Origin of the sequence: Acinetobacter bereziniae (genome assembly GCF_016576965.1) — a bacterium.
Classification (GTDB): domain Bacteria; phylum Pseudomonadota; class Gammaproteobacteria; order Pseudomonadales; family Moraxellaceae; genus Acinetobacter; species Acinetobacter bereziniae.
The window spans coordinates 3,518,599-3,534,742 of sequence record NZ_CP066119.1 but is presented as its reverse complement, the minus strand read 5'-3'; the positions used below and the strand labels follow the sequence as shown (position 1 = coordinate 3,534,742).

Sequence of the window (16,144 nt, the reverse complement as noted above, 5' to 3'; positions counted from 1 at the left end):
TTATGAAGAATAAGTCAGGAATCAGTAAGCAGCTGTTCATTGCACTCAGTATTGTGAATTTGAGCGTAACATTATTCTCGGTTTTGCTGGGTTATATTATTTATAACTATGCCATTGATGTCGGTTGGATTACTTTAAGTTCATTGCAAGGGGAATGGACCGACTTTCATTTTGTCGATTGGATCTGGTTGTCTACGGTTGTTTTTTGCGGGTCAGTGATTTCATTGATTATCGGGATGCATCTTGCGCAAAGATTTATTAAGCCGATTAATTTTTTAGCAGAAGCCGCTGAGAAAATAAGCCAAGGTGACCTTTCAGCACGAGCAGATGACCGCCAGATACATTCTGCTGAAATTTCTGAATTGATGCATAACTTTAATCATATGGCACAAAAACTTGAGCTTTCAGTTAAAAATGCTCAGGTTTGGAATGCTGCAATTGCGCATGAACTTAGAACGCCAATGACGATTTTACAAGGTCGCTTACAAGGCATTATCGATGGTGTTTTTGAACCCAATGTGGTCTTATTTAAAAGCCTGTTAAATCAAGTTGAAGGTTTATCTCATTTAGTTGAAGACTTACGCACATTGAGTTTGGTCGAAAATCAGCAGTTAAGATTAAATTATCAATGGGTCAATACACAGGAAAGTATTGAACGTGTAATTAAACTGTTTGATGATCGTTTGGCTCAAGCCCAACTTATTCCTCAGCTGGATTTGACCACAACACCTGTATATTGCGATCGACGTCGTATTGAGCAAGTTTTAATGGCATTGATTGATAATGCAGTACGATATGCACATGCAGGTCAATTGACTATTTCTTCAAAAGTGATTGATCATAACTGGATTTTACAGATTGGTGACCAAGGACCAGGCATTGCACAAGAGTATCAAGACCATTTGTTCGATCCATTTTTTAGATTAGAACAGTCGAGAAATAAAGAGTTTGGTGGAACTGGTTTAGGGCTGGCTGTGGTACACGCGATTGTGATTGCTCATCAGGGCACGATTAGATATCAAAATAAAGATTCGAATAGTGTTTTTACCATCCAAATTGAGCGCAATGAATAAGCGACGCTGAGCAAAAGTGTTGCCAGAAATTGACTGATTTCTGGCAAGGAGGAATTAACCTGAGTTCGATAAAAATCCTTGATGAAAGATGATACCGTCAAACCGCCTGATTATTCATACAAGTGATTTGGATGATTCATTTATTTTGTACTTTTTGAATTATTGATGGTCTTGCTATCTTCAGGCGACATGGATGTCGCCATGTTGAGCGGGGGTAAAGGATGTACCCCTCGCTCAACGAAAGATTTTTGTCACTTTTCATCTCTGAAAAGTGAGCCATCGCCTAGGCAAAAGAATTTAAACTTTAGCACTAAAGCGTGGCAGTGCAAGCTTTAGATCATCAAACAATCTATTGATCGCCTTCATTTTACTGATCAAGAGAAATGAAGCTATATTGATGGTTGCGCTTACGGAGCTTCGCTCCTCATGCCAAAACAAGTATGGCGAGCCCTTGCGGAGCTCCGCTCCTCATCCTAAAATCGGATGAAAATCCAGCAAGAATCCACATAGATTTATTATCTTTCAATGAGTTGAAGATTTAATTGCATCGAATTCACGTTAAATTAATTTAAAGGCATACGGTACTCAATCACCCCAGGTTTCTCTGCCACCCAGTCATACAGTTTTTGTGCTGTATGATTACTTTGTTGAGTGTGCCAATACAGGCGTGCGCATCGGGATTTTTGAGCTTGTTGTTTAACATATTCAATCAAATGTTTACCGATCTGTTGACCTCTGGATTTTGGTGAAACATAGAGATCTTCAAGATAACAATAATCCTGCTCAGCCCATGTCGAGCGGTGAATGACATAGTGAACGAAGCCAAATACAGTGTCTCCATGTTTTGCTACAGCACAATAAACAGGTTCGGCATCAGAAAAAAAACGTTGCCATGTGGTTTGAGTGACTGCACTTGATAAACTGACTTGATAAAATTCTTGATAGGCTAACCAATACCCTAACCACTGTGTGTAGTCCACTTGGGTGACAGGTACAATTTGAATTGATAAATTTTCCACAGGTATTCTCCAGTCGGTATAAGTTTGAAAGCAGAGAAAGTAGTGTAATTTTATTGTGGTATCTTCATAAGATACAGTTTTGATCTTTTTGAGAGTACCAGTTGCTTTGAGACCTAAAAAAGGGAGTCTTAGTCTCCCTTGTTTTAGTCAGGTATGTCATAGAATTCCATAATGTCTAAATCACAACTATGGCAAATAGTGGGCACGATAAAAGTGTAATGGTAAAACAATGGTTTATCTTTTAAATTTTCCATTTAAGATCACATAGGACATTAATCCAATGACTAGTCCCCAAAAAGCCCCTCCAATGCCCAACAGATGAATATTTGCAGCAGTGGCTAAAAAGGTGATCAGTGCAGACTCCCGTGTGTCCTGATCATGCATTGCATTTGCCAAACTTCCTGCAATCGTTCCCAGTAAAGCAAGTCCAGCCAACGTTGCAATAAAAACACTCGGGAAAGCACTAAAGAGGCTTGCAAGCGTTAGCCCAAATATTCCAACCAAAATATAAAATATACCTGCAGCAATACCTGCAATCCAGCGTTTAGACGGATCAGTATGAGATGCTTTCCCTGTACAAATCGCTGCAGTGATTGCGGCAAGATTAAATGCATGAGAACCAAAAGGAGCCATTAAAAAAGAGCCCAAACCAGTGATCGTAAATATCGGTTTTAAACTGGTTTGATAACCATCATTTCTAAGTACCAAGATGCCCGGCATATATTGACCTGTGAGTGTGATTAAAAATAAAGGCAGTGCCACACTCAAAAGTGCATTGACTGAAAATGCAGGTACGGTAAAGACAGGCGCAGCCAATTGCAGTTCAAATGCTGAGAAGTCAATACGGGATTGTAAAATTAAAAATATCAAACCTAGCCCAAGTACACTGACAACAGCATAGCGAGCAGAAATTCGTTTAGTCAGCATGTAAACAAATAGCATACTGATCGCTAAGACGGGATCAATACTGATATTGGAAAATGCAGAAATGCCGAATTGTAATAAGATTCCAGCGAGCAGACCTGAACAAATGCTTGGAGGGATATAAGCAATCAGTTTTTCAAAATATCCCGTCATGCCTAAAATCACAAAAGCCAGTGCAGAAATCAAATAAGCTCCGATGGCTTCCGCATAAGGAATGGTGAGCAATGCTGTAATCAAAAAGGCGGCTGCTGGTGTTGACCATGCCGTAATAATTGGTTCTCGACTGATCCAACTTAGTAGAATGCCTGAAATCCCAACACCAATGGAAATAGACCAAACCCATGAAGCAGTCAGTTCAGCACTTAATCCTGCTGCTTGAGCAGCTTGAAAGATTAGAATAAAAGTACCGCCATAGTTGACAATCACCGAAATCAATCCTGCGACAACAGGATGGATCAGATCAGAAGAAAATACTTGAAATGGGCGCTGTTGAGCGTGCATGAGTCAACCCCAAAGATTTTTAATCATGTGTTTAGAGCCCAATCACTTGAGTAAAAGATGTCTTTTTTCTCAATGATTTGGGATGGTCCGATTGAGTGTAGTTTTGATTGTGGTATTTTTATAAGGTACACTTTTGATATTTTTGACAGTACCAGTTTTCTTATGCGTTCACCATCTTCAGCTGTTTTTCCACATTTGATTTTGCCAGAAGGACAGATCAAAGATGGCTTATATCGTGTTTTGCGTGATGCTATCTTGGATGGGCGTTTGCGAGCAGGAAGCAAACTGCCTTCAAGCCGTGCTTTGGCAGAGATGATGTCTATTTCTAGAAACTCAGTTCTGGCTGCGATAGAACGTTTACTGGATGAAGGTTATTTGCAGACCAAACCGAGTTCTGGAACCTATGTTGTTGAAATTATCCCTGATCATTTGATCAATTTACCCTTTGATACAAATTCGACTTCAGTCCAGCCTCCTCAGCAATTAAAGGTTAATCCGCACATCGCAAATTTGTTGCCCGCATGGCAAAAACAAAATGTTTCTGGACAGGGAGAGAAAATCTTTCATGTCGGTGTGGGCTGTACTGATTTATTTCCACACCGACTTTGGGGAAAGTTGCTGGGAAAAGCATGGCGTCAGTCTTATCGACAGTTGGGGCAGTTTCATGATTGTCGAGGCTATTTACCTTTACGCCAAGCCATTTGTGACTATGTCCGTTCGACTCGAGGACTGAACTGCCATGAACAGCAGATTATTGTGGTCAATGGCACACAGCAGGCGATTCATTTGGCTGCATATGCTTTATTGCAAGCGCAAGACCAAGTCTGTTTGGATGAGCCTGGTTATGATGCAGCATTGAATATTTTCCGCAGCTTTGGCATGACTGTGAATCCCATAGCGAGTGACGATGATGGAATGAAGATCAATGAAATCATTCAACATTATCCAGAAAGTCAGCTCATTTATACGGCACCATCGCATCAGTTTCCACTTGGGGGAACTTTAGGTTTGAGTCGCCGATTGACATTGCTGGAATGGGCAGTGAGTCAGCAAAAATGGATTTTTGAGGATGATTATAACAGTGAGTTCAGATATGGTACGCATCCTATTCAGGCTTTACAAGGTTTAGATCAACATCAACGAGTGATTTATTCTGGAACATTTTCAAAAATGATGTTTCCAGAGTTCCGTTTAGGATTCATGGTCGTTCCAGAAGCATTGATTGAGACATTTAGTCTCGCCAAATACTACACCGATACACGAAGCGCTTATCTGGAACAAGTTGCTTTGGCATTGTTTATTCAAGAGGGGCATTATGCGAGGCATGTACGAAAAGTACGCAAAGCTTGTTATGAACGACAGCAGGTGCTTATTGCAGAAATCCAACAACGACTTGCGAATGTCTTGACTGTACAGCCGACAGATTCCGGGATTCATTTGGTGTGTTGGCTCAATCAAGGATGGACAGAACAAGATTTCCTAAAAATATGCGCAGAACTTGATTTAGCTGTACAGCCTTTATCTCGTTACTGCCAAAGTCCTCCTCAAAAAGCAGCAGTTTTATTTGGCTATGCCGCGCACAGCCCTGAGGAAATCCGCTTTAATATTCAACGCTTAGCACAGCATATTGAATCATATTGATGTTATACAGTTCAGGTCAAAGCAGTTTTAAAAAACGATCACGGTGTTGGCTTTCCTGTGGCAATAATTCCAGTACTCGTTGTATGGCGTCAATTCGTTCTGGCATATGGCGAATAATTTTGAGTAATGGATCAATATCTTGCATTTGATAGATCAAATGACTTAAACGAGCATCGAAACAGTCTCGCCATGTGGTCAATAATGGACTTTCTGATTTTGCGAGGAAACTACCTTTGTACAATGAAAATGTGCTGGCTAGAAAACCAGCATTGAGTGATTGTTCTGCTCGGATAAAGTCAGTTTGAATTTCACAAATCAGTTTGTAGGGACGCGATAAAATACAATTCGGAAGCAAGGTTCTGAGTTGTGACATTTCTGCCTTTAAGGTTTTTTCGCTGATGTCACGATCGCCATACAGTGCATAATGCAATTCATCTAAATTTATTCCATCCGGATGCAAAATGAGAATGCACAAAATTTCAATTTGTCTGTGAGTTAGTGTTAGAAGTTGTTGATTGAACTGTACTTTAGGTGTACCAAAAACTTTCAGATACAGCATATTTTTTTGTTCAAACTGGATTGCGCGTTGAACCAATTCGGCACATCGCTCGACAGCCAATACACCAAGCGAGGTATGTTTTTTATATTTGGTGGATAAATTAATAATGCCGTGAAATTGACCAGAAACAGGGTCAACGATTGGCGCTGCATAACAAACCCAATCTTGTACGCTATTCATTTGATTTTCATGAGAATACACACAGCTGGAAATATGATTATTCAGCGCTAGACCGATTGCATTGGTACCAACAGCTTGAGTTGACCAATGACCCCCTTCAACAAAATGGACTTGTTCTGCGGACGAAAGCATAGAACGGCTACTCCATGTCCATAATAATGTTCCATGGTGGTCAGTGATCCCAATCGCCATTTCTGAGTCATCTGCAATTTTCAATAAATCTGCATAGTTATGTTGGATTGAACGGCGAAATAATGATTGTTCCTGCTCCATGGGCAGGCTTAAAAGTGGCGCAGCATTCATTGGCGCGATATTGAATAAATGTGTGGTTTGTAATGTTGATGTTTGATTACGCGATTGATTCAATAGCTTCATATCATATTCCTTTATGATGCGCGGTTATCGCCATTAATATGTTGTATTCATTGTCATTGTATAGTTCGGTTTTGACATCACATTCAAGACGCATTAAATCCAGCAAAATGATGGCATTAAAATTCGGGTATTTTTGTCTTGATCTACATCTACTTTAAAATGTCAGAGCTCAATTTAAAATGAGTTTTCTGCGCATAAATGTTAAATAAAGTTACCCTTCCAAAGCTATTCAACTTTGATCAAAGATACTGAGTTTTAGCCACTTTTTAAGATATTTTCACGTTTAAATGGCTGAGGAACAGGCTCGCCTTTATATTGACGATCGGCAAAGTAACTCGAACGTACCATAGGTGCACTCCAGATATTTTTAAATCCCAATAATTGTCCATGTGTCTGATAATGTTCAAACTCTTTCAACGATACAAAACGGTGAATGGGGGCATGGGACTTTGACGGCTGTAAATACTGACCAATCGTCACGTAATCAACCAAATGATCACTGAGATCATTGAGTAGAACAATGACTTCTGCTTCTACCTCGCCCAATCCCACCATCAAACCACATTTAGTCGCAATATCAGGACGCAAATGTTTAAACTTTTTAAGCAACTCAAGAGAATGTTGATAGTCAGAGCCTGGACGCATTGCCCGATATAAGCGTGGTACAGTTTCAATATTATGATTAAATACATCTGGTGGTGTTTCACTGAGAATTTCAAGTGCAAGATCTAGCCTGCCACGAAAGTCAGGAACTAAAATTTCAATCAATGTATCTGGGCTACTTTGGCGAATTTCTTGAATACAGTCGACAAAATGTTGCGCGCCACCATCTTTAAGATCATCTCGATCTACAGAGGTAATCACCACATATTTCAAATTTAAGTTTTTAACAGTTTCCGCCAAATGTTTAGGTTCATCAGGATCTAAAGTATTTGGGCGACCATGCGCAACATCACAAAAAGGACATCGGCGTGTACAGATGTCTCCCATAATCATAAATGTTGCTGTTCCACCTCCGAAGCATTGCGGTAGGTTGGGACAAGCGGCTTCTTCGCAGACAGTATGCAACTTTTGTTGGCGTAATAAGTCTTTAATGCGTTGTATTTCTTCTGGATGGCTGATTTTGGCACGAATCCATTCTGGTTTCTGTGGAATTTGTTCAGTACTGATGATTTTGACTGGAATACGTGCCAGCTTATCAGCACCTCGTAACTTTTCACCTGTGGTGATTGAACGTTTTAAATCCATTTTAAATAGTCCATTAAATAAAATAATGAATATAAAATGACACTTTTATTCTATGTGTCAATTATATTTAAAATATTTTAACTGTGAATAAATTGAAGCAAAATATTAATATTATAAAATAAAGGTTGGTTAAAGGTTTGGTTTTTTAAGTTTTTGAAAATTATAAAAAATTACAAATATTTTTTGACTCATAAATAGTTGTTTTTAATATTTTTAGTGCTTTTTTAAAATGAATATTTTTTTAGTCTAATATTAATTTTTATTAAAATAATTTTATATAAATATACAGGTTTTAAATACCAATATTTATTTTAAATATCTGGTTTTTTATTCTAAATGTGAACATTAAGGATTAAGGATATGCAATTAACGGAAGAGCAATTGCTAGCAGCATACCGACGGATGCGAGATATTCGTGAGTTTGAGGATCGACTGCACGATGAAAACAATACAGGTGATATTCCCGGCTTTATTCATCTTTACAGTGGTGAAGAAGCTGTAGCCGTTGGAATATGTGAAAACTTGACGGACAAAGATTTTATTACCTCAACACATCGTGGGCATGGGCATTGTATTGCCAAAGGATGCGATATCCACGGGATGATGTTGGAAATTTTCGGTAAGGATGACGGACTTTGTCGAGGTAAGGGCGGTTCAATGCATATTGCTGACTTAGACAAAGGCATGCTTGGCGCCAATGGTATTGTGGGCGGAGGACCTCCTTTGGCAATTGGTGCAGCTTTGACTGCTAAAACTTTAAAAACAGGTGGAATCGGTTTGTCTTTTACAGGTGATGGAGGCTCTAACCAAGGTTTAACTTTTGAAGCCATGAATATGGCAGTGGTCTTAAAATTACCTGTTATTTTTGTTTTTGAAAACAATGGTTTTGGTGAAGGCACAGCACATGACTATGCCGTTGGTAGCAAGGATATTGCGGGTCGTGCAGCTGCTTTTGGCATGCCTGCTGAAAAAGTTGATGGTACAGATTTCTTTGCTGTTTATGAAGTCGCTCAAAAAGCCATTGAGCGTGCACGTCGTGGCGAAGGTCCGAGTGTGATCGAAACCATTACCAATCGTTTTTACGGGCACTTTGAAGGTGATCCTGGCTTAATTCGTTCAAAAGAAGAACTTGATTATGTCAAAGAGCATAAAGATCCACTGAAAATTTTTCGTGAAAAAGTCAAAGGGAAAATAGAGGACGCCAAACTGGATGCGATTGATGCAGAGTCAAAAGCCAATGTGGATGCAGCGGTAGCAAAAGCACGTGCAGCCAATTATCCAGAAGCTTCTCAACTTCTCACTGACGTTTACGTCTCTTACTAAAGGAATAGTAAAACAATGCCAAATAAAAGTTATCGAAACGCGATTAAAGAAGCGATTGAATCAGAAATGCGTCGTGATCCCACGGTGATTGTGGTAGGTGAAGACGTACGTGGTGGTCATGGTGGCAAAAACACAGATGACAATAAGCTTGAAGGTTTTGGTGGTGTGTTGGGTGTCACCAAAGGTTTATGGACTGAGTTTGGTTCAGAACGTGTAATTGATACGCCAATCACTGAGTCAGCCATTATTGGAATGGCAGCAGGTGCCGCAGCAACAGGTTTACGCCCTGTAGCAGATCTGATGTTTATGGATTTCTATGGCGTTTGTCATGACATGTTATATAACCAAGCCGCTAAATTCCGTTATATGTTTGGTGGAAAAGCCAAAGCACCCTTAGTGGTAAGAGGCATGATCGGAGCAGGTTTTTCTGCGGCTGCTCAACATTCACAATCACCTTACAACGTGTTTGCCGCTGTGCCGGGTTTAAAAGTGGTTGTACCATCCAGTGCTTATGATGTGAAAGGCTTGCTGATTCAAGCCATTCGGGATGATGATCCAGTGGTTTTCTGTGAACATAAGTTGCTTTATGACATCAAGGGAGAAGTGCCAGACGAGTCATATAGCATTCCATTTGGTGTAGCCAACTACACACGTGAAGGGACGGATATTACCATTATTGCGTTGAGTTTAATGGTACATCGCGCCAATGAGGTTGCTGATAAATTAGCAAAAGAAGGCATTTCTGTTGAAGTCGTTGATCCACGTACGATTTCACCTTTGGATGAGGATGGGATTTTAGAGTCAGTCGCGTCTACAGGTCGTGTGGTCATTGTGGACGAGTCGGCTGCGCGCTGTGGTTTTGGGCATGATGTTGCTGCATTGATCGCGCAAAAAGGTTTTCATTATTTGAAAGCACCGATTGAGTTGGTGACACCACCACATTCTCCTGTACCTTTCTCACCCGTTTTGGAAAAAGAATGGTTACCAAGTGTAGAGCGTATCGAACAGGCTGTACGTAAAACGTTGGAGGCTTAGGATGAGCGAAATCAAAACTTTAGAAATCCCAAAATGGGGTTTGTCCATGGAAGAGGGGACGATTGCGCAATGGCTGATTGAAGAGGGGACGCCATTTAGCAAAGGACAAGAAATTTGTGAAATTGAAACCACCAAAATCGTCAACGTGCTTGAAGCGCCCTTTGATAGTACTTTGCGTAAAATCATTGCCAAAGCAGGCGATACTTTGCTGGTGGGCGGATTAATTGCGATTTGTGCTGATTCACAAGTTTCAGATGCAGAAATTGATGCTTTTGCCCAATCTTTAACGGGCACATCGACAGTCAGTGAAAAGCAATCCCATACAAATGCATCAGAAAGAATATCAGAAAAAGTATCTGCGACTCAGGTTGAAACAACAGTCGCTACTGTGACTCAACCGAATAATTTGACTGAACAGAATAATGCTGTAAATACTCAGAAATCTATTGCTCAAGGTGGTTATTCAATTCCCGTCGTATTGCAAGGTTATCAACAGCGTGAAGAGATTTTTGCGACACCGCATGCTTTGAAATTGGCTGAAAAGCATCAGGTCAATTTGGCAAAAATTACTGGTACAGGACGACAAGGGCGTATCAGTGTCCATGATATTCAACAAGCCGTTCAAGCTGCTGGAGGCTCATGGCCAGATATTCGCCAGCAAGCCAGTGCTAAAGCAGCGAAATCTAAAGCAGATGACAGTCTAGTGTTAGCAACACCTGTTGCACGCCGTTTAGCTAAACAATGGGGCATAAATCTGCATGATTGTCGCGCATCAGGCACCAGAGGTCGAGTCTGTAAAGAAGATGTAGAAGCCGTTTATCAGCGTGAAAACCCTGTACAGACACAAAAATGCGATCAGGACAATATAACGCAATCAGCAAAACCTACCACAATTGCCATGAACGGTATGCGTAAAGCCATTGCATCACGATTACAGGAAGCAAAACGTAATGCACCACATTTCCGTTTAACTGTAGATCTCAATGTTGAAGCAATCCAAGCGTTACGCCAGCAAATCAATAGCACTGTCCCCCAAGTGAAGTTGTCGATTAACGATATGCTGATTAAAGCTGCTGCCGCTGCTTTGATGAAAGTACCGCAAGTCAACGTACAATATGATGAAAAGAATCAACAGATTTTACAGTTTGCACAAGCCGATATTTCAGTTGCAGTGGCGATCGAGAATGGATTAATCACACCGATTATTAAAGCGGCCGATAGTAAGTCTTTGGCACAAATTTCAAATGCAATGCGTGATTTGGCGACACGTGCCAAAACTGGAAAATTAGCGCCTGATGAATTTCAGGGGGGGAGTTTCAGTATTTCTAATTTAGGCATGCTCGGCATTCAGCAATTCGATGCCATTATCAATCCACCTCAGGGTGCAATATTGGCGTTAGGTGCAGCAGAAAAACGTGCGGTCATTGAACAAGACTCGATTGTGATTCGTCAAATGGTTACCGCAACCTTGTCTTGTGATCACCGTGTGATTGATGGTGCATTGGGGGCGCAATTCTTGGCAGCATTTAAGCAGTTTGTTGAAAATCCTGCATTGATTTTAGTGTAGGAGATTAAATATGTCAGAGACACAATTTGATCTTATCGTGATTGGTGCAGGTCCAGGTGGTTATGTTGCTGCGATTCGTGCAGCACAGCTGGGCTTAAAAACCGCAATTGTTGAAAAACAACATTTGGGTGGGATTTGCCTCAATTGGGGGTGTATTCCCACGAAAGCATTGTTAAGTGGAGCAGGATTGGCGCAACAGTTTAAACATTCGGAGCAATTTGGTTTTCGTTTGGGTGCAGTTGAGTTTGATATTCAGCAATTGGTTCGACATAGCAGACAAGTTTCAGAGCAATTGGTGCAGGGTATTGGACAGTTGTTGAAGAAAAATCAAGTGACAGTTTTTAATGCAACTGCACGATTCACTGCCAAACAACAGTTAGAGCTGACTGATACGCAGGGACAAAAACAACAGATTTCAGCACCACATATTATTGTCGCAACAGGTGCTAAAGCCGCCAACTTAGCGCATATCCCTGTAGATGGTGAGCAGGTGTGGAGTTATCGAGAAGCCTTAGTTCCTACACAATTACCTCAATCCTTATTGGTGATTGGTTCTGGGGCAATTGGAAGTGAGTTTGCAAGCTTATATCAAGACTTGGGCTGTCAAGTGACTTTGGTGGATATAGCCAAACAGATTTTACCCAGCGAAGACCTTGAGGTTGCTCAATATGTACAAAAGCAATTTGAACAGCAAGGAATGAGGGTTTTAACAGAAGCTGCTGTACAAAAAATCGAACGGGATCATGACTTGGTACATTGCCATATTGAAACTGTACAAGGGGTGCAAGTTGTGACTGTCGAAAAGGTGCTTTCAGCAATAGGTGTTCAACCGAATACACAGCATTTAGGTTTAGAAGCACTGGGGATGGAGTTTGAACATGGTTTTATCAAAGTCGATCCATGGTGCAAAACCAATGTTGCTGGTGTTTATGCAATCGGTGATGTTGCTGGTGCACCGTGTTTGGCACATAAAGCTAGTCATGAAGCTATTTTATGTGTGGAAAAAATTGCAGGTCTTGAACATGTACATGCACTAGATCGTACTCAAATCCCTGGTTGTATCTTTACCCATCCGCAAGTGGCGAGTATCGGTTTGACTGAACAGAAAGCCAAAGCAACAGGATTGAATATCCATGTCGGTAAGTTTCCATTGCAAGCCAATGGTAAGGCATTGGCGTTGGGTAAAACGGCAGGCTTTGTTAAAACCATTTTTAATCAAGAAACGGGTGAGTTGTTGGGCGCACACATGGTTGGGCACGAAGTTACTGAACATATTCAAGGCTTTGCTATTGCCAAATATTTAGAAGCTACAGATGAAAGTCTAGCGCAAGTAATTTTCCCACATCCTACTTTATCTGAGGCGATGCATGAGTCGGTCTTATCGGCAATGCAACGTGCAATCCATATCTAAGGAGTCACAATATGCCTAAAGGTTTAAACAACAAAGTTGCACTGATTACAGGTGCAGGACAAGGAATAGGACGAGGCATTGCCTTACGTTTGGCACAAGAAGGCGTACATATTGCACTGGTGGATCTTCATCAAGAAAAGTTAAATGCTGTGCAACAAGAAATTGAAGCATTGGGTGTAAAGGCCACCACATTTATTGCCGATATTGCTGATCCAATACAGATTAGTGAAGCTATTGCGCATACAGAATCATCTTTAAATGGTTTTGATATCATGATCAATAATGCTGGCATTGCGCAGGTTAAAGCTTTAGCTGAAGTTACACCCAGCGAGTTTAACCAAATCATGAATGTCAATGTGGGTGGTGTACTTTGGGGAATTCAAGCCGCAGCGAATAAATTTAAACAACGACAACAGCAGGGAAAAATTATCAATGCCTGCTCGATTGCAGGGCATGAAGGTTTTGCTTTGTTGGGTGTCTATTCTGCAACGAAGTTTGCTGTTAGAGCATTGACACAAGCTGCTGCCAAGGAGTATGCCAGTGCAGGTATTACGGTCAACAGTTATTGTCCGGGAGTCGTGGGAACTGATATGTGGGTCGAAATTGACCAACGCTTTGCTGAAATCACAGGCGCATCTGTAGGTGAAACTTATAAGAAATATGTTGATGGCATTGCTTTAGGTCGAGCTGAAACCCCAGATGATGTGGCTGCTTTGGTTGCCTTTTTGGCAAGTGAGGATGCAAATTATATTACTGGTCAATCAATTTTGACTGACGGTGGCATGGTTTATCGTTAGAGTCTGAGGACATTTCAATGATGTATTGGGTGATCGGTTAGAACGACATAAACAAAGCATGAGATGCAGATAGTGGCGATGTCTTGGTTAAGTTTTCTATTATCTTTATAAGGAATAGTTCTATGAAAGCGGCACGTTTTTATGACAAAGGGGATATTCGTATTGAGGATATTCCAGAACCTCAAGTCCTTCCCGGAACTGTGGGGATACAAGTCGCATGGTGCGGCATTTGTGGTACAGATTTACATGAGTTTATGGAAGGTCCGATCTTTATCCCACCTTGTGGGCATCCGCATCCAATTTCTGGCGAATCTGCACCTGTGACCATGGGGCATGAATTTTCAGGTGTGGTCTATGCGGTCGGTGAGGGAGTAGAGGATATTCAGGTGGGGCAGCATGTTGTGGTCGAACCTTATATCATTGCAGATGATGTACCCACGGGCCCCAATGATCATTATCACTTGTCAAAAAATATGAACTTTATTGGTTTAGGTGGACGGGGTGGTGGTTTATCGGAAAAGATCGCTGTACAACGACGCTGGGTTCATCCGATTTCTGACAAAATTCCATTGGATCAAGCTGCACTGATAGAACCTTTATCTGTAGGGCATCATGCTTTTGTGCGAAGTGGGGCAAAGGCTGGTGATATTGCTTTGGTCGGTGGTGCTGGTCCCATAGGATTATTACTTTCTGCAATTTTAAAAGCCAAAGGTTTAACAGTCATCATCACTGAACTGAGCGCTAAACGTAAAGAAAAAGCTTTAGAAGCAGGTGTTGTGGACTATGTGCTTGATCCATCACAAGTGGATGTGGTGGCAGAAGTGATGAAACTGACTCAAGATAAAGGCGTAGATGTTGCATTTGAATGTAGTAGCGTCAATAAAGTCATGGATACTTTGGTTGCAGCCATGAAGCCTACAGGTGTGGTGGTGATCGTGTCAATTTGGAGTCATCCTGCCACTATTAATGTGCATAGTGTGGTGATGAAAGAATTGGATATTCGTGGCACGATTGCTTATGTCAACGATCATCAAGAAACCATACGTTTGGTTGAGCAAGGTAAAATTAATCTAGAACCATTTATCACTCAACGCATTGCTTTAGATGATTTGGTATCGCAAGGATTTGAAACTTTGATTCATAACAATGAATCTGCGGTAAAAATTATTGTACATCCTTAAAGGGGTAAAAGCACTTGAATAGACAACAGCGTCTTTGAACAATCAAACTGTAATGATCAGCTATCAATCCTATAGATATTAAAACGGTCTTCTCCCTTTGGGAGAAGATAAAGGATGATGGGCTTTTATTTGTTGAATGATGCTTTGAAACCAGTTTATAAAAGTGATGAATGGTGTAAAAAGCAAAATGACTTAAATGGTTAAGTGAGATTTGATTCATCAGATTGAGATAAAATATGAGAGAAATTGTGCGTATATTTCCATAATTATGAATTTAAAATTAAATAAATTTTAAATAAAAAAGCTAAAATTTTTATGAAATTATTTTTTTAAATATGATTAAAAGACATTAATTATCAAAAATTAATATGAATTTTTAAATTATTTTAAGTCAATATTTCAAGTAAATAATCATGATATTTATTGAACAAAAAATAATCTTGGGTGAAAATGCTCATGCTTAAAATGAAAAAAGAGGGAAGCTTATGTGGATATTCTTGAATCAAAAAATAAAGTATTTACTGTCGATATGCAGCCTATTAATGTTCAGCAGTTTAAGCCATTTGGCGTGGGCTGAAGGTAATTGTCCTCAGGGTATGTATCCAGTGGGTGGGCAGGGTGTCATGGGATGCGCACCAATTCCTAATTACGGTGGTGGAGGGGGTGGCTATCAAGCGCCAACTTATTACACTTATGCTGTTGTCGGAGCAATTGCTTCAGGCAGTAATGGGGTAGTTGGACATTCTTTCGCTAAAGTATTCCGTGGAGATCTCCGTGCAAAAGCTGTAAAAGACTGTCAGGAAAAGGGTGGAACGCACTGTGAGGTTTGGTTTACTTACCAAGAAACCCAATGCGCTACCGTCGGTCAAGCGAAGGGCACAACCAAATTATATGGACAAGTCACGGGTAGAGATCATACATTTAGAAAGAAATTTGGACGTGAGAGTGTGTTATCACAATGCCAACGTGACGGTTTTAGAAAAGATCAATGTGAGGTCGTTTACGAGCGCTGTAGCGGCATCATGTAATACTAAAATGTATTTTTTTTTAAAGAGACTGACAAAGCCAGAAATATAAAAACTGAAAACTGATCAAAAAGTTCAAAATCAGTATTTTTAGAATCTTATGTGCATTGTCAGCTTATACAGTATTTTTCTATTAAAATTATAAAACCTTAAAATATGATCTGGGTTGATAAACAAGATGATCATCCTTGGTACACATCTTTCAATATTGTAATTTTTGTTTAAATATCGACTTATAACTTGAATATTCATTTAAAAAAATAAAGTATTTTGCATGATTTAAAT

At 40.3% G+C, this 16,144-nt stretch carries 13 protein-coding genes; 9 read left to right on the top strand and 4 right to left on the bottom strand.

Annotated features, from left to right (window positions below; genetic code table 11):
* Positions 1-2: 2 nt before the first annotated feature.
* Entirely contained in the window at positions 3-1,073 is a 1,071-nt protein-coding gene (gene adeS, locus I9192_RS16540; RefSeq protein ID WP_026040291.1) for a two-component sensor histidine kinase AdeS, read from the top strand.
* A 563-nt stretch (positions 1,074-1,636) separates the two neighbouring features.
* Here adeS and I9192_RS16535 read toward each other — a convergent pair.
* Both I9192_RS16535 and I9192_RS16530 read right to left on the bottom strand, forming a co-directional pair.
* Positions 1,637-2,092, bottom strand: coding sequence for a GNAT family N-acetyltransferase (locus I9192_RS16535; RefSeq protein WP_042066058.1), 456 nt, complete (start codon positions 2,090-2,092; stop codon positions 1,637-1,639).
* A gap of 234 nt (positions 2,093-2,326) precedes the next feature.
* On the bottom strand, positions 2,327-3,517 hold the full coding sequence (locus tag I9192_RS16530; RefSeq protein ID WP_151960502.1) for a benzoate/H(+) symporter BenE family transporter: 1,191 nt from the start codon (positions 3,515-3,517) through the stop codon (positions 2,327-2,329).
* 162 nt (positions 3,518-3,679) lie between these two features.
* On the opposite strand from I9192_RS16530, the gene pdxR reads away from it, so the two are divergent.
* Complete coding sequence (pdxR, locus tag I9192_RS16525; protein ID WP_200150432.1) at positions 3,680-5,158, top strand: MocR-like pyridoxine biosynthesis transcription factor PdxR; 1,479 nt, start codon at positions 3,680-3,682, stop codon at positions 5,156-5,158.
* A 16-nt stretch (positions 5,159-5,174) separates the two neighbouring features.
* Here the strand turns inward: pdxR and I9192_RS16520 are convergent, their stop codons facing one another.
* Both I9192_RS16520 and lipA read right to left on the bottom strand, forming a co-directional pair.
* Positions 5,175-6,272 (bottom strand): helix-turn-helix domain-containing protein, encoded by a 1,098-nt coding sequence (locus I9192_RS16520; RefSeq protein ID WP_004829600.1) that lies wholly within the window; start codon positions 6,270-6,272, stop codon positions 5,175-5,177.
* Positions 6,273-6,527: 255 nt separating this feature from the next.
* Complete coding sequence (gene lipA, locus I9192_RS16515; RefSeq protein WP_139420353.1) at positions 6,528-7,520, bottom strand: lipoyl synthase; 993 nt, start codon at positions 7,518-7,520, stop codon at positions 6,528-6,530.
* Between the two features lie 360 nt (positions 7,521-7,880).
* Between lipA and I9192_RS16510 the strand changes: the two genes are divergently transcribed.
* From I9192_RS16510 to I9192_RS16480, 7 genes are all read left to right on the top strand, one after another.
* Positions 7,881-8,843, top strand: a complete 963-nt coding sequence (locus I9192_RS16510; RefSeq protein ID WP_004829598.1) for a thiamine pyrophosphate-dependent dehydrogenase E1 component subunit alpha — start codon at positions 7,881-7,883, stop codon at positions 8,841-8,843.
* Positions 8,844-8,858: 15 nt separating this feature from the next.
* A complete protein-coding gene (locus tag I9192_RS16505) occupies positions 8,859-9,878 on the top strand; it encodes an alpha-ketoacid dehydrogenase subunit beta (RefSeq protein WP_004829597.1) in 1,020 nt (339 codons plus the stop codon).
* 1 nt (position 9,879) lies between these two features.
* Positions 9,880-11,445 (top strand): 2-oxo acid dehydrogenase subunit E2, encoded by a 1,566-nt coding sequence (locus I9192_RS16500; RefSeq protein ID WP_005033212.1) that lies wholly within the window; start codon positions 9,880-9,882, stop codon positions 11,443-11,445.
* Between the two features lie 10 nt (positions 11,446-11,455).
* A complete protein-coding gene (gene lpdA, locus I9192_RS16495) occupies positions 11,456-12,856 on the top strand; it encodes a dihydrolipoyl dehydrogenase (protein WP_005033210.1) in 1,401 nt (466 codons plus the stop codon).
* 11 nt (positions 12,857-12,867) lie between these two features.
* Positions 12,868-13,653 (top strand): acetoin reductase, encoded by a 786-nt coding sequence (locus I9192_RS16490; protein WP_005033207.1) that lies wholly within the window; start codon positions 12,868-12,870, stop codon positions 13,651-13,653.
* 122 nt (positions 13,654-13,775) lie between these two features.
* Positions 13,776-14,834 (top strand): 2,3-butanediol dehydrogenase, encoded by a 1,059-nt coding sequence (locus I9192_RS16485; RefSeq protein ID WP_005033205.1) that lies wholly within the window; start codon positions 13,776-13,778, stop codon positions 14,832-14,834.
* 542 nt (positions 14,835-15,376) lie between these two features.
* On the top strand, positions 15,377-15,862 hold the full coding sequence (locus I9192_RS16480; RefSeq protein WP_010590958.1) for a DUF4189 domain-containing protein: 486 nt from the start codon (positions 15,377-15,379) through the stop codon (positions 15,860-15,862).
* The last annotated feature ends 282 nt before the right edge of the window (positions 15,863-16,144 follow it).

Excerpts from the sequence above, each read along its gene's own strand:
- I9192_RS16500 (WP_005033212.1), top strand. The coding sequence starts at position 9,880 with ATGAGCGAAATCAAAACTTTAGAAATCCCAAAATGGGGTTTGTCCATG.
- I9192_RS16490 (WP_005033207.1), top strand. The coding sequence starts at position 12,868 with ATGCCTAAAGGTTTAAACAACAAAGTTGCACTGATTACAGGTGCAGGA.
- I9192_RS16520 (WP_004829600.1), bottom strand. The coding sequence starts at position 6,272 with ATGAAGCTATTGAATCAATCGCGTAATCAAACATCAACATTACAAACC.
- pdxR (WP_200150432.1), top strand. The coding sequence starts at position 3,680 with ATGCGTTCACCATCTTCAGCTGTTTTTCCACATTTGATTTTGCCAGAA.
- I9192_RS16505 (WP_004829597.1), top strand. The coding sequence starts at position 8,859 with ATGCCAAATAAAAGTTATCGAAACGCGATTAAAGAAGCGATTGAATCA.
- lpdA (WP_005033210.1), top strand. The coding sequence starts at position 11,456 with ATGTCAGAGACACAATTTGATCTTATCGTGATTGGTGCAGGTCCAGGT.
- I9192_RS16485 (WP_005033205.1), top strand. The coding sequence starts at position 13,776 with ATGAAAGCGGCACGTTTTTATGACAAAGGGGATATTCGTATTGAGGAT.
- I9192_RS16530 (WP_151960502.1), bottom strand. The coding sequence starts at position 3,517 with ATGCACGCTCAACAGCGCCCATTTCAAGTATTTTCTTCTGATCTGATC.
- lipA (WP_139420353.1), bottom strand. The coding sequence starts at position 7,520 with ATGGATTTAAAACGTTCAATCACCACAGGTGAAAAGTTACGAGGTGCT.
- I9192_RS16510 (WP_004829598.1), top strand. The coding sequence starts at position 7,881 with ATGCAATTAACGGAAGAGCAATTGCTAGCAGCATACCGACGGATGCGA.
- I9192_RS16480 (WP_010590958.1), top strand. The coding sequence starts at position 15,377 with ATGTTCAGCAGTTTAAGCCATTTGGCGTGGGCTGAAGGTAATTGTCCT.
- adeS (WP_026040291.1), top strand. The coding sequence starts at position 3 with ATGAAGAATAAGTCAGGAATCAGTAAGCAGCTGTTCATTGCACTCAGT.